Annotated in this window: 12 protein-coding genes; 3 read left to right on the top strand and 9 right to left on the bottom strand. The window is 43.1% G+C overall.

The features are described 5' to 3' along the window. Positions 1–146: 146 nt before the first annotated feature. Positions 147–6,695, bottom strand: a complete 6,549-nt coding sequence (locus ACJJIZ_RS10255) for a BamB-related PQQ repeat family beta-propellar protein (RefSeq protein ID WP_444916066.1) — start codon at positions 6,693–6,695, stop codon at positions 147–149. A gap of 695 nt (positions 6,696–7,390) precedes the next feature. Continuing rightward, positions 7,391–9,100 (bottom strand): histidine kinase, encoded by a 1,710-nt coding sequence (locus ACJJIZ_RS10250; RefSeq protein WP_444916065.1) that lies wholly within the window; start codon positions 9,098–9,100, stop codon positions 7,391–7,393. A 1,530-nt stretch (positions 9,101–10,630) separates the two neighbouring features. On the opposite strand from ACJJIZ_RS10250, the gene ACJJIZ_RS10245 reads away from it, so the two are divergent. Both ACJJIZ_RS10245 and ACJJIZ_RS10240 read left to right on the top strand, forming a co-directional pair. Then, positions 10,631–11,353, top strand: a complete 723-nt coding sequence (locus ACJJIZ_RS10245) for a 4'-phosphopantetheinyl transferase family protein (protein WP_444916064.1) — start codon at positions 10,631–10,633, stop codon at positions 11,351–11,353. 52 nt (positions 11,354–11,405) lie between these two features. Continuing rightward, positions 11,406–12,509 carry a 3-deoxy-7-phosphoheptulonate synthase gene (locus ACJJIZ_RS10240; RefSeq protein WP_444916063.1) on the top strand — a complete coding sequence of 368 codons (1,104 nt, stop codon included), beginning with the start codon at positions 11,406–11,408 and terminating at the stop codon, positions 12,507–12,509. Between the two features lie 188 nt (positions 12,510–12,697). Here the strand turns inward: ACJJIZ_RS10240 and ACJJIZ_RS10235 are convergent, their stop codons facing one another. The 7 genes from ACJJIZ_RS10235 to ACJJIZ_RS10205 form a co-directional block, all read right to left on the bottom strand. Beyond that, positions 12,698–13,189 carry a GNAT family N-acetyltransferase gene (locus tag ACJJIZ_RS10235; protein WP_444916062.1) on the bottom strand — a complete coding sequence of 164 codons (492 nt, stop codon included), beginning with the start codon at positions 13,187–13,189 and terminating at the stop codon, positions 12,698–12,700. A 138-nt stretch (positions 13,190–13,327) separates the two neighbouring features. Continuing rightward, positions 13,328–13,816, bottom strand: a complete 489-nt coding sequence (locus tag ACJJIZ_RS10230) for a GNAT family N-acetyltransferase (RefSeq protein ID WP_444916061.1) — start codon at positions 13,814–13,816, stop codon at positions 13,328–13,330. A gap of 242 nt (positions 13,817–14,058) precedes the next feature. After that, positions 14,059–14,565: a GNAT family N-acetyltransferase gene (locus ACJJIZ_RS10225; protein ID WP_444916060.1), complete on the bottom strand. Its 507-nt coding sequence runs from the start codon at positions 14,563–14,565 to the stop codon at positions 14,059–14,061. Between the two features lie 155 nt (positions 14,566–14,720). After that, positions 14,721–15,332, bottom strand: a complete 612-nt coding sequence (locus tag ACJJIZ_RS10220; RefSeq protein ID WP_444916059.1) for a DUF998 domain-containing protein — start codon at positions 15,330–15,332, stop codon at positions 14,721–14,723. A 901-nt stretch (positions 15,333–16,233) separates the two neighbouring features. Beyond that, on the bottom strand, positions 16,234–16,752 hold the full coding sequence (locus ACJJIZ_RS10215) for a MaoC family dehydratase (protein WP_413665113.1): 519 nt from the start codon (positions 16,750–16,752) through the stop codon (positions 16,234–16,236). A 30-nt stretch (positions 16,753–16,782) separates the two neighbouring features. After that, positions 16,783–17,310, bottom strand: a complete 528-nt coding sequence (locus ACJJIZ_RS10210) for a MaoC family dehydratase (RefSeq protein ID WP_444916058.1) — start codon at positions 17,308–17,310, stop codon at positions 16,783–16,785. Between the two features lie 56 nt (positions 17,311–17,366). Continuing rightward, complete coding sequence (locus ACJJIZ_RS10205) at positions 17,367–18,218, bottom strand: HpcH/HpaI aldolase/citrate lyase family protein (protein WP_413665111.1); 852 nt, start codon at positions 18,216–18,218, stop codon at positions 17,367–17,369. Between the two features lie 280 nt (positions 18,219–18,498). Here ACJJIZ_RS10205 and ACJJIZ_RS10200 point away from each other — a divergent pair, with 280 nt between their 5' ends. Then, complete coding sequence (locus ACJJIZ_RS10200) at positions 18,499–19,698, top strand: CaiB/BaiF CoA transferase family protein (RefSeq protein WP_444916057.1); 1,200 nt, start codon at positions 18,499–18,501, stop codon at positions 19,696–19,698. Positions 19,699–19,701: the final 3 nt, after the last annotated feature.

Below are 19,701 nucleotides of genomic sequence, written 5' to 3'. Positions count from 1 at the left end.
AGTTTGCTCGAGGTGACAAACTTGATATAGCCAACCTTTAAAATCTCAGTTTCCATCAAACTAATAAATACTGTTGGCATGGTAGATTAATCCACCATACCAACAGCCATCTCAGATAATCAAACCCAAAAAAGTTTAAAGCTCAGCTACTGTAGGGAAATAGCAGTCAACTCAGAGCCAGCGATATACAAGGTTCCGTCATCACCAAGACTTAAGTGCCCAGAAGACGCAAAACTCCAATCTAACTCTTGAGTGCCTATATTTATGGCATAAGTATGCGATGAATCTCCTACAAAAATATGCGTTCGGGTTACCACAATATTTGAAGTTAACGTCTCTGACGCCTCCCAGGCCCACACTTCGCTACCATCTTCTTCATCAATAGCTTTCAGAATACCAGACTGCAAGGCGTAAATAATTCCACCAGAAGATGCTGGCTGACCTGAAAACCCAACTGAAGTTTTTTCCCACAAAATATTACGTTCATCGAGGTCAAATACAACTAAAGAGCCCGATTGAATTGCCACGATATGATTATATCTAGTCAAAACTGTAGCCAAATTTACACTGTATCCTCTCCAGTCAAAATTAGGATATTCAATGTTATAGGCTAATTCACCAGAATCACGATAAAAGACCTGTAAATCAGTAATAAATGCATATACATAATCTTCATCTACAGCTGGGGTAAACTCTTCATACTGAGCTGTTGATGCGAACCAAGACTGTGATCCATCACTTAAATTAAATGAATAAAGTCCTCCATAGTATCCGCCCGCAGTATAAATTCCCCCATCATATACAGTTGGAGACATATAGGTTGACCATTGATTTCGATACTCGGTAGCAAACAATAGTGAGCCATCATCTTTGTCAAGCCCTCGTATAAAGGAATCCCCATGACCACCAGTTTGAAAAATGACTTTTCCACGATCATAAGCTGGGGGATTTATAGAATGTATACCATCATAAACGCGCTCCCATGCCAAATCTCCCGTGCTTGCATCCAGAGCAACAATTCTCTGCTCAGCAAAATAGGAATCATTAGATGCGAAGACCTTGCCATCAGCCACCACTACCGGGTGTAACTTTGCCATATTAGGTAGTGTAACGGACCACTGGTGAGAGAAATTGTCTATATCTAGCTGTATCGGTGTATAACCAGTATGCGTTGCCCCCCCTTGATATGTCGTCCATACCACAGGTAGAGGGTAACTATTGCTATCAACAGGTGAGGTGTCTGAGAAGAACTCTTCAATATTTGTAAAAGAGTCAAAATCTTCATCATTTGCTGCATCGTCAGCGTCGATCGGGTCTAGCGAATAAAGCACTTCCCATCCATCCCGCATACGATCGCCATCAGTATCAGCCAAAACCGGAGATGTACCGTAGGTATTCGACTCTTCAAAATCCGAAAGGAAATCACCATCTGTATCTATATTGATCGGGGAAGACCCCAAAACATATTCTTGTAGATTGGTTAGGCCATCAGCATCGATATCACCCGCGCTATCGTCTACCAACAAATTCAAACCATACTCGAACTCATACATATCCTCCATGCCATCATTATCCGAGTCTTCAAGTAAGGGGTTTGAGCCCAGTTCCTTTACCTCTGTAAAATCAGTTAGACCATCACTATCACTATCTTGCGCCAATAAACTGGTACCTAATTCCGCCTCTACCCCATCGGACAGGCCATCAGCATCTGTATCGTTAACAAAAGGATTAGAGCCATAAATCAACAGCTCATCACCATCGTTAACGCCATCATTATCAGTATCAGCATTGTTCGCATGAGTACCAAAGGTGTACTCCAGTAAAGCGGATAAGCCATCTCCATCTAAATCGGAGCCCGCATCACCAACATTCTTCGGATCTAACCCAAAGCCGTACTCCCACCAATCAGGGAGTCCATCGCTATCAGAATCCCAGTCTGGCGTGAGATCTACAAATTTACCTCGCGCATCTAACTTGAAAAAGCTACTTAAGTCCGCCGTGACACGATATAGCCCGTCATATGCCGTAGCAGCGACTAACTCTCCATTTCTACGGATATTAATATCACTAAAGCTGTGGCCAACGAATAACGTTTCTTGCAGAACTCCACCAGCCGTAAACTGATGTATCTCACCGTCCCAAGTAGCTGAAAAAATATTACCAGCCTCATCTACCGCAATTGCCCGGGAATTTTCAATGGATACATTGGAGAGCAGAATCCCTGACTCCGGACTGAATTGAGAAACCTGGTTGCCACTTAATGCGTAGAGATAGCCATCTTCGCCAACTGTTAAATCTATAAATGAATCTGCATCAAAATAATTCACAGAACCACTTGCTAAATCAAACTTCACATATCCCTGACTAGGACTGCCGCTGGTTGACTGATTGGTAACGAAAACTTGTTCACCAATAGCATCTATGCCGCCATAACTCAAATTATTAACAGTACTCCAACCAGGCGCTGGATAGTGCTCCCATAGATTTGACCCTGGTGAATACACACTTAAATAAGGCTCAAATGTCCCATTGAAAATCGCCACTCTTCCATCATCTAAAATCACTGCATCTCGTGCATAGGTGTAATCATTTTCATTTGGATTAGGAATATCAAAACTTTTTATTTCACGACCATCAACATCAAGGACGTAAAGCTTATTTTCAAAAATAGAAATTCCGGAGGCACCCATTTCAAAAATGGTAGGAAGAGCCCTCCCCTTCAGCTCATCAATCAAAATACCACAATCGCTAGCTGAGGAATCAACCCTTACCTCTAATGTATGATAACCCTCAGCAATGGGAATAGATAATTTTTCCCAGGATGTTTGAGAGACATGTACACCTAATAATTTCTCACCATTTAGCTCAACAACCAATTCGGCATCATAGATGGAATAGCAGGTAGACCGTGCTTGTAGAGAAAATTCTACAGGGAAAAAGTAATTGGTTGTAGAAATATTCCAACTACCCTCGGTAAATAAGCTAACAATCCCATCACTAGCTGATTGGGTAACAAATTGAGGGCTCCCTTGTGTGACCCAGCCCTCCGGTAACTCCTGATCTTCAAAAGAGAAATAGAATTCATCTATTGGTGAAGGTAAAGATGACTCCTCAGTTGGGTCAGAGCCCAAAAGGTATTCAATTAGATTAGAAAAAGAATCATTATCTAAATCACTATCGGCATCAGAGTTATCTAACGGATCCAGCCCAAATAGCACTTCCCAGCCATCGGGCATACCATCTTCATCTGTATCACTGTTAGAGGGATTGGAAAAATAAGTTATAACCTCGTCAAAGTCTGACAGTCCATCCTGATCCGTATCTACTACCAAAGGCGAACTACCGGCTACAAACTCCTCAAGGTTGTTTAGACCATCTGCATCCGAATCATTCAAAGCATCTAGCCTATCAGTATCATCCAAACCATGAGCCAACTCCCACCACATGGGCAAGCCGTCCTCATCGGTATCAGATTCATATCGATAATTTACTATACTCAACTCATTGTCTATTGACTGATCAATCAGTATTACGCCGTTTTCATCAGCAATAAGATCTATATATGTATCGACATCGACATACTGCTTAAACAGAATCTCTCTAAGATCATGATTGAAAACTGCTAGAAAATATTCCCGATCTACCTTAACCAAACCAACAGCAACACTCTGACTCCATGTGAGATCAAGTAGCTCTATCTCCGCATTCATATCCTCAGCTAAAGAACTCAAATTAAGTGGACTAATAAGGGGGTCGGTTGGGTACCCCTGGATAACCCCCCCCTCACCTGTCACGAACAATTGACCATCAGGTGACTGCGACAGCCAAGAACCTAACGACTCACCGAAGTATGAATATTGATAATCGGAAAACTCCATTTCATTACTATTAATAACAAAGCTATATAAACTACTATGAGAGGAATAATAAAATTGGCCAGATTCCTCCTCGTAAAATAGCTTGTTTGGTTTACTTACCCAATTAAACCTATCCTTAATCAAATAGTTCTCATTGAGTAAATGATATTCTAAATAGGTGCTATCTGGACTAGCTCCGGCAACTGCCACATAGGAATTACCAGTACTTATAAGCCCCTCCACACTTCCGTCAAATGAGGCCACGTCCTGACTTGTTATAGGTAAACTCTCACTGAATTCGAGCAGCTTACCGTTCTCAAAACCAATCAATACCGAGAATGAATTGGCGACAGTTATGGACATCGCTTTGCCGTTATCCTCAAAACGATTCAAAAGTAAAGGGTTTAGATATTCACCGGCTTCCGTATCCCACCTCCAGATAGAGTTAGAATTGTCATCCAGCAAATAAAGCACATTTCCTCTGCGGGCAATGTCATCTACATTATTAACCTGCACTTGCCCCTGAATATCACAAACGCCATTTACGCCATGATCTGCAATGTAGCAAGCAGAATCCGAAGGAAACTGATCAAGACTTAAGTCAGAATCTCCCAGAGATGGATCATACTCATCATTCCATGAATCGGGCGCGCCATCGAAGTCAGAATCGACTGATGCGGCCCTATCATTTGGAAATGCATCCTGCCTATTCGGAACTCCATCGCCATCAATATCATCCGAAATCTCAACTAACTGATACTCTCGACCAAGATTTTCCGAATAAGTAATAACTAAGGCCGCTTCATTTAAGCGCACTAAGCCCTCAGCAATTCCCGGATAAGTGGCAGTAAAAATCGCCTCAAATTCACTATCATAAGCAACTAGAGCGCTTCTGTTAGCAGTAGAAGCCGAGAGGGTCACAACCGCATTGCTACTAGAAAACCCATAATCGAAACTAGTTACTGGAGAATCAATAAAACTCAAGTCACCCGCTTCATAATAGTCGCCAGTACCAAGGAGTACTCCGCTGCCACCGTTTACGATCAGAATCGGGCCTCTGATAATATAATCACCATGATAGGGGGATTCCCCCTGAGCACCTATAGAACCGCTCGACTGAGAGATTTCTTCAAAGTGTATATCATTAGGGGAAATGCCATCTCTAAAATGATATAGCCGGCTATTTACGTCGTTCCAAGCGTAGTAATGAGAATACCGGTTCCAATCTTTGCTATCTGATAAATTCCCATCCTTAGACACGACATGATGTGAGCTCCAGGCCCCCTGATCATCTTGAACCAATAGATAGTTGCCCGCATCTGCAAGACCGGTTGAAGCAACAGGCATTTCAATAAGATTAACTAATTCTTCAGGTGTATCAATTGAAAAATATCGGATCCAGCCATCGCTATAAGCTAGATATACCCTTTTATGCACATCATGATAACGAGCAACCTGGGGACTCTTACCTTCAACAACTAAATCAAGTTTTCCAATGAAATTTTGGGTCTCTGAACTCCACTGGTAGAAATCATAAACTCCATTTTCAGTAAACCCGAGATATACAACACCATTAGCATCGGAGAATGCTTCATCTAAAGCTAACGTCTCGGTCAGAGTAAAGAAACAGGCCTCACCATCTCCCTCATCTAGCAGGGAACACGACGCATCAGCATCGTAATGGTCAGCATTATCACCAACTCCATCGCTATCTAAATCTGATGACTCAGTTTCATCCCAAGGGAATGCGTCGTTCTCATTTTCTACGCCATCATTGTCAATATCATTGTCAACTTCATTAGGGGTACCATCGCCATCTAAATCTGCTCCGATAGCTTTGATAATTGTGTATTTCGGTTTATCCCCCAGAGCTGAGATTTCTCTTGAAATATCATATTGACGTGTTTCATGAATAAGAAGCTTGATTAAACTACCAACCTTGAGTGGAGTTTCAGCGTCTGAAGACTCGGGATCAGAGGTGTGAGGCACATCTAACTCACCAATGTTCAATCTTGATATAAAGTCATAATTATCTTGTACTACCTGCGTGACATCGGTATCAAGACCCTCGGCAAGGCCATCTAATGCCCCATCTGTTAGATCTGAAACTAACAACTCTAATGCAGTAGAAGTGCTTGAATCTGACTCGTTTTTAAGAGCCCACACGAGAGACGCGGCGGCCTCAGAGGCGGTACGATAGTTCAAGATGCTATCAAGGTCGGCTTCATTCCCAAAGGCAACAGGTGGCGTATGGAAAAGGTCTACCTCATCAAGTAAGTCAAAGCCCAATTGACTTTTTACAATTAAAGACTGAGATTTCACGGCATCGCTCAACCCTGCCTTATCTTCAACATTTGCACGCCGGATGAGATCAACAACGATGGTTGTTAGAGGTGTTGCGAAGATATCTTGAGATTTCTCAAGAGCTTCAGATTCAACAATAGTCGACAAACTAGGAAGGATTGGGGCCATTCCAGTGGTCAAGTCTATCGTGGCATCACCGGCCAAAAATTCAATTAAGTAATAACCATTACCTGGAAGATCTAAACTCTCCTCAGTGAATTCACCTAATTCTGTGGTTTCACCACTTGCAACCACATCTCCCTTTAAGTCCTCCGCCTCAAATGAGACCTCATGAATCTTATAAGCGGCAAAACTGAGTGGGCCCTTTACCGCGGCCCCCGAAAGTGAATATGTGACAGGTGGTATTGGTGTAGGATCAGGCTCTGATGACGAGTCAGAGCTTCCGCCTCCTCCTCCTCCGCAACCTATTAGCAAGACCGCAGCCAGACCTGCCAGCCCAAGCTTCAGATTAAATACTTTCGTTCGCGATCCCATATCACAATCCTTTTTACTCAGCGAGCCGGCATACTTAGAGCCAATAGTTCTTGAGCGATGTAAGTTGAGGCCTTTGAGCCATTTTACACTTCTTAACAATAATCGCCGCGAATCATATACGGGTATTAAATGAACTGCAAAACCTAGCCTAGAATTGGTACGGTTAAAGAGGTGGCAAGATATTCTAATTTACCTAATAGAAGATTAAGTTTTTTAGCGTATCTCTTGAAGACAATAGATCCCAAGGATATAGAGGGGGAAGCTGTTATTGAAAATTGACTGCCCAGTTTTTAATTAAAAATGCGCTGATATCCCAGAAAGTTTTATATAGCTACAAAACTCCAAACAAACTTTATCGATGTTGCTTAGATATCACTATTTACATCCCCCCCCTCTTAACCCCTTTCATCTCCGGCTAAACTGTTACGCCTTGCCGCTCCCAATATTGCGTATCCAGTTAGTGTCATCAAATACCAAGGTGCACATAGATCTTATTAGACATTAGCAAAACCCAAACAGCCCTAGGTACCACTCAAGATAAAAGCTCAATCGCAACTGGACCTTTCCTTTTACCACTGTATGTGTAAAGTCAGAATATTGCGCAATAGAACCGACCATCAGGACTCCAAGCCGGATACGGTCTTGTCGGATTGAAGCCCCTTCAAGTATAAAACCCCAAAAAAGGAAAGAATTAACTAGTAAATATAAATAGCTCCCGCAGCATCCGCATCATTTAAATCTGGATCAGCCATAATCCCAGTATCCGAGCCCTGCTCTTCTGGAGCACCCACTACCAGGGTATCACCATCGCCACTTAAAGCGATTGAAGTTCCAAAGTAGTCACGCTCATCGGTGTTATTAGCTTTCAGGTAAGTGCTCTCAATCCACTGCCCATCAACCATCGAATACATATAGGCCGCGCCCGCCCTAGATGCCGAGTTGTCATTGCTATCAGCATAGAAACCTATACCAGCACTACTCTCCTGAGCACCTACCGCAAGTAGTGAGCCATCATTGTTCAGGCTAATAGACGTACCAAAAGCATCATCTTCATCGGTGTTACTCGCTTTAAGGTAGGCACTTTGGTACCAAGAATCTTCTTCGTATGAAAATAGATAGACAGCGCCATTATTGAAGCCATCGCGATCACCAGGGTCCTCTGAAGCACCTGCCTGAAGTGGGGCGCCCACAGCGAGCAGGTTGCCGTCACTACTAAAACTAACATCCCAACCAAAACGATCGCCCACTCTTGCACTATCTGCAGTAAGTAGCTGTTGCTGAGCCCAGCCTCCATTATTGGAGAAGATATAAGTTGCTCCCCTGCCACCATGCCCACCAATAGCACCAACCGCCAGAATGGAACCATCATCACTCAAGCTAACGGACGAACCGAAGTCCATATTTGAATTGCTATCACTTGCCTTCAAGTAAGCTTCTTGACTCCACTCAACCCCAGAATACTGGAAGATATATACTGCACCAGAATCCAGAGCTTCGTCATTATCAGGGCCACTATTGACACCAGTAGCACTACTATCTTCAGATGGGGCTGCAACTGCCAAGGTTGTTCCATTACCACTTAGACTCAACGCCCGCCCAAAAAAATCATAGTAGCCATGATTATCTGCTCTTAGTTTAGCGCTGTGAGTCCACTCCAAATCCTCACGGGTGAATATATGAACTGCGCCAGCCGAAAAGTTATCATCCTCACCATTTTCTTTGTAGGCACCAACAGCCAACGTATTTCCGTCGCCACTGAGACTCACTGCAGATCCAAATGCAGCTCCACTTTCAACCTCTAAAGCTTTTAAAACAGCTCGGTAAACCCAACCATTTTCACCATAATCAAAAATATATACAGCCCCTGACCCGCTAGCTGCATTATTAAATTCATTTAACTCATTACTATCTTCACCAGTCGCACCAACAGCTATGGTAGAGCCGTCGTCACTAATCGCAACGGACCAACCAAACTGGTCACCGGCTTCGGCATTACCAGCCTTAAAATAACCAATACTATCGACAACTTCCTCATCAATCGATATTTCATTTGAATCCAGGCAAGTTGTATCATCACAGCTTTGCAATATATAGCGAGCCTTCAATCGCTCAAATAGAGGCACCTTAATTTCTACAATTTCAGAGCCTGCAGAAATTTTATCGCTAACTACTTCATAGCCAGACTGCCCATCTTTGTTCTCAAGAAGTTGATAATAGGTAGCCCCTTCAACATCCGACCATTCAAAAGTGAACATCTTTGCTGAGTTGAAATATAGGTAGGGAGTCGCCGCTTCTGAGATCGAGGAACCTCCGCCACTATCATCTCCTCCTCCAGATGAACTGCCCCCACAAGCGCTCAAGATCACACCACATGCAATAACTACCGAACTGCTCTTAAACTTCACAATATCCCTCCCCAAGGAATATGGATTGAATCGCGCGCAACCCTACCAAGCTTCAGTGAAAAGGAAAACCAGAAATAAGATAAAGTGAGAGGCGAAGGAGATTAAAAAGTAAAGTTATAGTTACAATGGTTGATGTCGTGATAACTTGGGAGGCTATATTTCAAGAAAAATAGTTTCCTGCACTCCCCCAAAAAACACATAAAGACAAAAGCACAGCAAAAAGAGACATATTGTCAAAAGCGAGCAATAAATCAGAGTAAATTAAAATAGAAACGCCAAATAAATTAGCTCATACATAATCGAAATCTAAATGCGTAAAAATAAAACGATTAAAATGGTAATTTTTGGCCTATGACAACTTTTTCACACTCTTAAAATAGTGAGCCAGCTCTTTCATCAAGCAAAGTGGCTGTGACACTTATCAATAAGCAGTCCTCTCGTTCATTAAATATCAGGTCGGTTATACCCCAACCTACAGAATACCACTGCATTGGCCAGAATATCCGACCCCAAGCCATCAGTTAGCAAGTCCTTACAAATACAGGCAACCTCATTAGGATTAATAATATCCATGGAAATGCTCTAATAACCATATTCAGCACACGGAAATTTAATATAGAAATCAAATACTGAAGCTCTTTTTTTACAAAATAAATCGGCTATAGGGGGAGGTAGAGGTAAGCGCCCCCACAGAATTGCGAATTCCTGCCGTCTTAGCCTTGGCAAACAACCCGCGACACCTACTCATAAAGCCACTTGAAGCTACCAGTAGTAACCTGAGCTACCCGCTAGTTAATTTCTGCAGAAAATCCATTGCTTCACAATCCCACATAGGAAGCAGTGGATAAAAAATAGTCAGCGCCATAAGCTAAAGATCAACGAAGCCCCAGGCTTGGAGGAAAACAAGGCGCCACTTCACCAAAACCCTAAATGATAATAATTTTTATTTGCGTTTGACACCTAACTGAGGTAGCCTAGCGACCCATCATTACTTCTTCTTAAAAATTAATATCGGGGATAGACCCTGTATTTATTGCTTAAGCTTAGAAACACAGGGACTGTCATTACTGCTGTCATGAACTCAAATTTATTTTCATTCACCGCTCCAATTCTTTTTGGGCTTGGCAGTCAGTCGCAGAGTTCGGAGGTAAAGAAGCAATGGATAGGCAGCTATCGCCTAATTCCAATCACAAAATCATGGATCGGTTCTAACTGGGAAGCGACGCTAATTCACATTGATGATAAGAATCAAATACGACACCATGGTCGAACAAACAACCTATGGGCTACCCAATATTTCACAGGTAATACCTTTGATAATTTTGGGGTTAGTATTCTAGATAAAATACTTGTCTCTATGACCGGGGCTCTTTATTTTTTTCTGCAACAGTTGGTATTGTTACCGCTAGCTCTCTAGGATCAAATGACTTAAAGAGTACTGTATATGAAAAAAAATCACAGAGAAGAACCTCTCCGCCAAGCACCTCCCCCAAGACGAAAAAATATAGATACTGAAGAAGCTACGACATCATGAACCAGGCCCCCTTTAATGATAGTTACAACTCAATATCTACGTTTTTAGGTGGGTTTCAAAATATAGAGCCCAATCACTTTTCTGGTTGCCTGATAGAAACCACTTTTAGCGTGAGAAACTATTGTGACTCATTTTTTGAACTGCTTAATATTCCTTTTTCAGATGCATTAAACAACGCAGTCCCATCCCGACAGGCCGAGTTTCTTGCTGGGCGAGCCTGTGCTCACTTTGCTCTCAGCAAGCTTGGTATGCCGGTAAAAGAAATCCCTGTAGGAAAAAACCGCTGTCCAGTATGGCCAAATGGTGTACAAGCTTCTATTACCCATGCTAGCAACCGAGCAATCTGTGCAGCCAGCACTACGTCTAAAGGGCTTGGAATTGATTTTGAAACAATTATTTCAGATAAAACTGCCGAAGAAATCAAACACAATATAGTCAGTAATTCAGAAGTAAGGCTACTAACAGAGAGCGGTTTTCCTCTGGAACAGTGGCTAATAATAGCTTTCTCAGTGAAAGAAAGCCTTTTCAAGGCGCTATACCCAAAAGTCGGAAAGTACTTTGACTTTCTGGATGCTGAAATTACTGCACTATCGCCCCAGCAACAAAAGTTAGAACTAAGAATTTTGCAGGACCTCTCCCCCAGAGTTCTCAGTGGAAGCACCTATACAGCCACCTATCAACCCCATCAAGGCGGCATATTAAGTATCGTTGAATATTAATCACCACCCACTATACCGACAGCACTTCCGTTAAGAAGAGAAGGACCATTTTATGTCTGACGTTCCAGCTATTCTGAGCGCACGGACTCATATAAAACTCCCGGGTAATGACGAGCTAATCCAAAAAATGCCCTGCCCGTCTGATACCGCTTTAGCGATCGAGCGAACTCGCCACCAGGTTGCCAGAATACTAAGCGGTGAAGATGACCGCCTACTGGTTGTAGTCGGTCCGTGCTCAATTCACGACCCTGAAGCTGCGCTAGACTATGCGCAAAAACTGTCCGAAATTCAAAACCAGTTTGAAAGCAGTCTTTGTCTTGTCATGCGTACCTATTTTGAGAAACCGCGTACCACCGTAGGCTGGAAAGGCTTTATTTATGATCCTCATTTGGATGGCAGCGCCGATATGCATACCGGGCTCACCAAAGCCAGGGAGTTATTGCTCAACATCAATGCACTGGGACTAGGTACTGCCACTGAATTCCTGTGCCCTCTGAATGCTCTCTACATAGCAGACTTGATTTCCTGGGGAGCTATCGGCGCTCGTACCACGGAGTCACAAACACATCGGGAATTAGCCTCTGCACTTCCCTGCCCTATCGGATTTAAAAACAGTACTGACGGAAATGTCAAAGTTGCAATCGATGCAATTCAGGCAGCTCAATCTCAACAGATATTCTGTACCACAATCCACAATGGAAAACTTGAAGCTGTTCAGTCTACAGGCAACCCTAACTGCCACTTAATTCTTCGTGGAGGAAGAAAGCCCAATTACCATACTGAGGACATAGAACAGGCGATATCTCAGCTTGACTATGCATCGCTCCCCACCGGCATTATGGTGGATTGCAGCCACGGCAACAGTCAGAAAATACACAGCAATCAAATGGGTGTTGCAAAATCTCTCTGCGATCAAATTAGTACAGGGCAAAGAAATATTTCAGCAGTAATGATTGAGAGCTTCCTCGAAGAAGGAAGCCAAAAAATTTGTCCCTGGGACAAAATGACTTACGGACAATCGGTTACTGATGCTTGTATCGGCTGGAAGGATACTTATCAGGCGTTAGAGATGCTTTCTGAAGCCGTTGTCAGACGTCGCCATCTATTCAGCACCTCTTACAGTATGGGAATGGAATTAAAGCAAAGTGCTATGTAATCGTACTTCAGACATATTTAAGTTGCCGATCCCCTGATGTTATAGCGGCACTGGCAAAACAGTGCCAACTTCTTCAGTTTTTGGTGCAGATTCTATTTGCAAGCAATTCATTCCAATAGATATGGTCTGAATTCACAACGATCCCAAAAAGAAAATAAGAAAACACAACGATGTTAAATTTATTTACTTTAGAGCGTAAGAAACATCTCATGCCAACTCAAGCCACCATGAGTAGAATCAGATTTACCTTGATGAATAAATCCATATTTAGAATACATACCAACAAGCTCATCCTGACATATCAGATAAATTCTCTTTTTCCCTAGCTCACTCATAGAGCTAATAAAGCTGTTCAATAGCTTATTTGCCATACCCTTACCTTGATAATTAGGGTGAACCACCAGTGACATAATAACAATGTTTTCTCCATTCGAATCATGCCCCACCAGCTCTTTAAACTCTTCGTTAGATAACTCTACGTCGTGAGTTGCTCCTGAATTTATAAAACCTATAACTTCCTTATTATTCTCTATAACAAGGAAACCTTCGGGGTAAGTCAAAATTCGCTTTAAAATCTTTTCTTTTGTTGCTGCCTCGTTACCAGCATAAGATACAGATTCAATCTCAAAGCACCTAGCTAGATCCCGCTCATTCGCAGAGCGAATATTAATTTCAGACATCCTTGACCAAGACTCCATGTTCATAAACCAAAATAAAGGCATCCCTCCTCTCACAGGTACTAGAGGGCATACGTATCAACAGTTATAGCAACCTCATTTTTCCTAGTATATAGCCTTCAACCACTAAGTTATATTGAGCTAAATCACCTTAGCCATCAAATAGACATCAGCATACTCACCATTTCGAAATGCATAATTTTTTGCAGTTCCTTCGACCTCAAATCCATACTTCTTATATAGACCTATAGCCTGTTCATTGTCAGTATAAACCTCTAACTCTATACGGCGAACGGCAAGCCAGTTAATAGATAGGTTGAGCATCGCCTCCAAAAGCTTTGAGCCAACCCCATTCTTTTGATGCTCTTCACTTACTGCCATACCTATATTTGAGACATGCTTTCGCCTTGGATTCGAGAACACCTCCATTCCAACTTGTCCGACAATCATCCCATCTAGAACAGCTACAATGCTATAAAAGTTATCGGGGATATTCCCCAGAAACTTTTCCCATTTATCTATTGAAGGGTATGGAACTTGAAGTGTTCCCGCATAGCAGGAAGACTGAGCATATATATCTTTAATTTCAGGAATATCTTCTTTTCTACTATGTCTAATTTCTATACTCATGGACCCACTCTCGTATCACTTAATATAAATTCTACCAGCTTATTAATTTCGGTAGAGATAACTTTCCTATTCTGACGCATATCCACAACCACGCCCCTACCTGAGTAAATTTAGCGTCTCTCAAAAGCTGGATACGTATTTGCTAGTATTTTCACTGTCATGCCTATGGAACATACAATTTTACTCGTCCGCCCTTTTCTATCTGTAAAACGGTGGAAGGTCCATCGCAGTGCAACTGGCAGTTAAGCTCGTGCCGAGAATGCTTTGTGATATACAACCTCTCCACTTGGAAAATCGTCATCAAACGACAATGCCTGGAAGTACTCTACGGGTACATCGGGTAAAACCAGCCCTTCAATAACTTTGAAGCCAAAACGCCCGTAATAAGCAGGCTCCCCCAGTACAACGCAGCCTGCCGCACCTTGTTCTTTGAGGTCAACCAGGACGCTCCGAACAAGCTTTGAGCCAACGCCTCTTCCTTGATACTCAGGTAGTACTGAAATCGGCCCGAGCCCGAACCAGTTGGCTGAGCCGTCAGAAATAACAACTGGAGAAATGGCAATGTGGCCTATAATATCTTCATCCACTTCAGCCACCTTTGATATTAATAATGCGTCAGCTTGGCGAAGGGCCTTCACGATAAACTGCTCAGAGTGAGCTGTATACGGAGCGTCCCGAAAAGCCAAGGTAGTGACTCTGTGGATTGGCTCAATATCTCTTTTTCTCTCTTTGCGTATCTGAATATCCAAATTTTGCTCTCTCTAAATTTTTTAAACTATTTTCCCAACTTTGTTATATTGGAATTTTTTCTTTAAATTGACACTCTTTCTGTCTCCCACAAGTAGATTACTTTTTGAGTAAATTCCTACGATTCTTGATTCATCTGATTTGATACCTTAACGCATTACGTAATAGGCATAGAATATGACGCAACTTGTTCATGCACCTTCTTTTTGGCCGACGATGAAAGCTGATAAGCTGCCAGGCCATACCATATCAAAGTAACTGCCACCCAAATCCTTTGTGTCACTCCTTTGTATTCAACAGGCATATATCCATAACTAAAAAACCAAAAGAAAACAACGTGAATCAAGGTTACAAGTACGCATAAATCCTGGAATTTCTTTGAGATATAATAATTGCGCATCTCCAAAGCAAATATAACAGGGACAACCATTAAGATACTTGTTAGTCCATATACATCATGTAATGGGCTATTCATAATAAAGAGCCCCGCAAAAATCCATGTTACACCAAATGCAAACATCGTTAAAAAAGTAAATTTAGCCTTTGCGAGTGACAAACAAGGCAGAGAAAATATACACATAGAAAGACCAATCAATATATCTGTAAGCCTATGTGAATATGAAAAGAAAGGTGATTCCAATGCTAACTCACTAATATGCTGAGTCACAATACTATAGCCTGGCAAAAATAACCCCAAGAAAATATTATACAGTGCAAACACAGGTATCAGCATTGCCTGCCTAATGAATATCAAATCCCGATTACCCAAAACTCACTCCATCCTGTAAAAAAACAAACACCCACATCTCAGACAAGCCAGCGCTACCGGATTGTCCAATGGAGACTCATGGGGTCAAAAAACACAGCATCAACTTATCAAATAACACCCTACATCGTGACGTAAAGTTGTCGGGAATACGCATGATAGCGATTTATAGCCAATAAGGCATTTTCCAGGACACTCTCTTCTACACTATTGCCAAATAATAACGCGTACCTAGAGTTCTCCGAATCTTGTATTTTGAACTCGTACACAATATCGAAGTGCTCAGCTAAAGTATCCTCGATATAATCGAGATGATCCCAACTAAAAAGCTCTAAACACATGCCAAAATCTGGATCACAGGAAATTCTAAGTTCTTTCAACAATGTCGATCTATCTACCATAGTCACTTAATGCCAACAAATCATACAGGAGGCTCGAAGGACTGTCCCCTCAGAAAAAAGATAGCATCAGCATTTACTAAGCGTAACCTGCCTAACAGTATCTTCTGACATGACAGATGTGTGAACTGACATTCTCAGTATCTCTGAGCCAGTGCGCAATTCCCTTTGTCTATTTCTACTAGCGCTCTATTGCTACCCACTGAGTTTAGATATTCATCCTGAAGGTCAACCAAGAAAGTTATTTGCCACTTTGTACAAAAGTGCCCCTAAAGACATCTTACTGCCGTACAATATACCAATATTTTCCTCGTTTTGACGACATATGCAAATTTGCATAGATCACTTCATTTATGCACATTTTACAATGGTGTAAGCAGCGAGGTATTAGAATGCTCTTTTCGATCCATCGCTATACTGGAGGACTTCTAGAATTTTACTACGTACGCTATACCACTTTCGACAAACCGGAGTAGGAAAAAGAAGCGCTTGGCTAGGCTGCAAAATCAGTATCCCGCAGCTTTATAGGGACCAAAGTTCTTACGATAAACAAGTAACGTTCGCTTGTAGGCACAAACCCATTCACCATGTTGATTTTGAGCGCGGGAATATATGCTGAGCAGCCCCTGCTCAGGCCTTGATTTTGACTCCCTCTTGGAAAGTATCTCAGACTCGAAGTATAAAGTATCTCCTACATAAACTGGCTGCAACTCACAATCACTCATCTCCAAGTTAGCTACAACCTTTCCAAACGTCCTAGTTGTATGCGCCATTGCGCTTAAAACAAATGTCTCCAATACTCGCTGCCTATCACCATAAACTCGACGCGCATAAACCTTATCAGTGATAAACGGGCTGAGATCGAATGAGCGAAGTGCATAGTCGACACAGCTAGCTTCAGTGAAGGTTCGACCTGGACGATGCTCGAATATTTGCCCCACTTCAAAATCTTCAAAGTCTATTCCGACCGTTTCTATATAAACGTTATCTTCTACTTCCCGCAAAAAGTTAAATGACTCTTTCATTGAGGTCACCTAAATATGGAAAATGGAAATTTAGTAGCCGTTCGCAGAGAAAGGCAGGTGATTGCGTTTGAAGATCAACATGTCACACTGTATTTCGCAAATAGTCTTCTTGTCTTGATTCTTTCCATATATAACAATTTCTACCAGCCCCGCGTCGTCATACTCACTACCTGCCTGGACTTCGAGAACCTTACTCTCAGAATACAAGGTATCACCGCCATAAGCTGGTGCCACCATGGAAATTTTTCTCCAACCAACAATTTTTTTCCGTCGATTGTAGGTCTTCCAGATCAAGCCCATTAGCTGTTGAACAGCTAAAGTAGTATCGATTAACGGCTTACCGAATTCAGTTTGGGCGGTGTAACACTCATCAAAATGCAGCATGGCTTGATTTAAGGTCTTGACGCACTCTTCCTTATTATCGTGCTGGCTAATGGTAACGCCGGGCCTATGGTGAAAAACCTGCCCTACCTTAAAGTCTTCAAAATCGAGACCGTAACGCTCTCGGTAGCGATTTTTGCCGGCCTTTATATATGCGGGAAAATGATAGCGGGGCATAGAAACCTCTTGCCTTACCGAAAGGCTCCGGTGAGTTTGGCTCTGCTACAGTACGGTCACAATCCCTTCGAGGCCGCCACAGTTTTCAGTGCCCGCTCAACCACGGGCATATCCACCATCTGTCCATCAACTACAAGAACTCCACCATGATTCTCTTTATAAGCTTTCAGTACTCGCTGAGCATGAGAGAGCGCCTCACTCGATGGTGCCAACCCTTGGTGAATCGGTTTAATTTGCTTGGGATGGATGGCTATTTTTCCAGAAAACCCGAGGGCGGAGACCCTCTGTGTTTCCTCAATTAGGCTTCTTTCATCATCCAGTTCCAAATAGGGGCCATCTACAGCATCAATGCCGGCAAATGCAGCAGCCTGAACCAGCCGCCCCCTGCCATATAAAAGTGCATCCCAGCTCATATCTGACCCCACTGTTGCACTGTAATCAGCCGCGCCAAAGGCCAAGCAAACCACCTCCTCTACCTGGGCAATACTCAACGCATTCTCCAAACCTTTTGGGGATTCAATCAGGGCTATTATTCGAATCGTTTTATGGGAGGGGGCCATAACCTGGCAAAAACCAATCACTTCTTCTGCTGATTGAACCTTGGGAAGGATCACAACATCTGGCAGTTGCGGCAGATCTAGCAGCATCAACATATCCTTGATGCCGCAGTCGCTGTCGAGCTGGTTGATTCTCAACGCGCGCTGAGTGGGAACAATATCTTTTCCTGTAAAGAAATTGACCACCTGCTCCCTTGCAGTATCTTTATCTTCCAGGGAAACGGCATTTTCCAAATCCACACAGGCAATATCGGCTCCGCTGGCCATTGCTTTTTCATAGCGATCCGGCCGTGTCGCAGGGACAAACAGGACACTGCGAAAATACTTGCTTCTGTTAATGACACTACCCATCTAGCGGCGTCCTCTCAACAAATTGACAGATAGCCGGATATCCGTTCCCGGTGCCCTTCTCTACAACCGGATTCCAAGCCAATCCAGTAGCTCACCCAAAAGACTAGCAACTCTGTATTAAATCGCGACACTCACCTTCAGTGAGCCCTGCCTGTCAGAGGGTCACTAAAATACGGGTGACCGACTATTCCCAATATCTACCAGACAATCCCATCTAATTTACGACTCCTGCTCTATGCTGAGGAATACGGCGTATCTATATTTAGTGGATTATTCCGACATGTTACCTCTCTCAGGTTTTCGGATTGTGGCGGTGGAACAATATGGTGCAGGCCCTTTTGGCACCTTATATCTGGCAAATCTGGGAGCGGAAATCATCAAGGTCGAAGATATATCCCACGGGGGAGATGTAGGCCGTACCGTAGGCCCTTACTTCTTGGAAAATGAACCAGGGGATAACAGCAGCCTTTTTTTCCAGGCTTTCAATCACAACAAACGCAGCTTATCCCTCAACCTTTCCTCTTCACAAGGGCAGGAAATCTTGCACAAATTAATTCTTAGTGCAGATGCACTGACCGACAATCTACGGGGAGACGTACCGGGCAAGCTGGGTATTACTTACAAAACACTGGGAAAGCTGAACCCCAAAATCGTTTGCGCCCACTTGACTGCCTACGGCCGCAGTGGCGATAGGGCCAAGTGGCCGGGATATGATTACCCCGTGCAGGCAGAGGCAGGCTATTTCAAGCTAACTGGTGAACCTGACAGTCCACCTACCCGGTGCGGCCTGTCCCTGGTGGATTTATCCACCGGGGTGGCTCTCGCGCTGGCCGTTGTTTCTGGTGTACTTAATGCCAGGGAAACTGGCAAGGGGCGAGATATCGATGTCAGCCTTTTTGATAACGCTTTATATAATTTAAGTTATGTGGCCATGTGGCAGTTAAATGCGGGGCACAATCAAAAGCGGGTGCCGCGATCAGCACACTTTTCCCTAAGCCCTTGTCAACTTTATAAGACAAAGGACGACTGGATTTACCTGATGTGCAATAAGGAAAAGTTCTGGAAATCCCTGTGTCAATGTATTGAACATCCGGAATTAGCTGACGCACCCAAGTTTGTAAATTTCAGGGAGCGCAGGAAAAACCAATCGGAGTTAACCGAAATACTGGATGAGATACTGTCAAAAAAAGATACCGTAGAGTGGCTAAAAATTTTAGCTAGCCAAGTGCCAGCCGCACCGGTATATGACGTTGAGCAGGCGCTAACAAACCCCTTTGTTTCCGATACCGACCGCATCCAAACAATACCCGGTGATCACGGCAAGGATATTAAAATACTGGCACCGTCAATTCGCTGTGATGGAGAGATGGTTAATTTCAAGCGGGCACCTACCCTGGGAGAAGACACCAAGGATATCCTGGCTGAGCTTGGCTATTCCGGGGCTGAGATAGCCAAGCTCGCCAAATACGGCATCATTTGAAAG

It is taken from the genome of Microbulbifer maximicatervae (SeqCode) (assembly GCF_052467225.1).
This window is presented reverse-complemented; position numbering and strand designations above follow the sequence as displayed.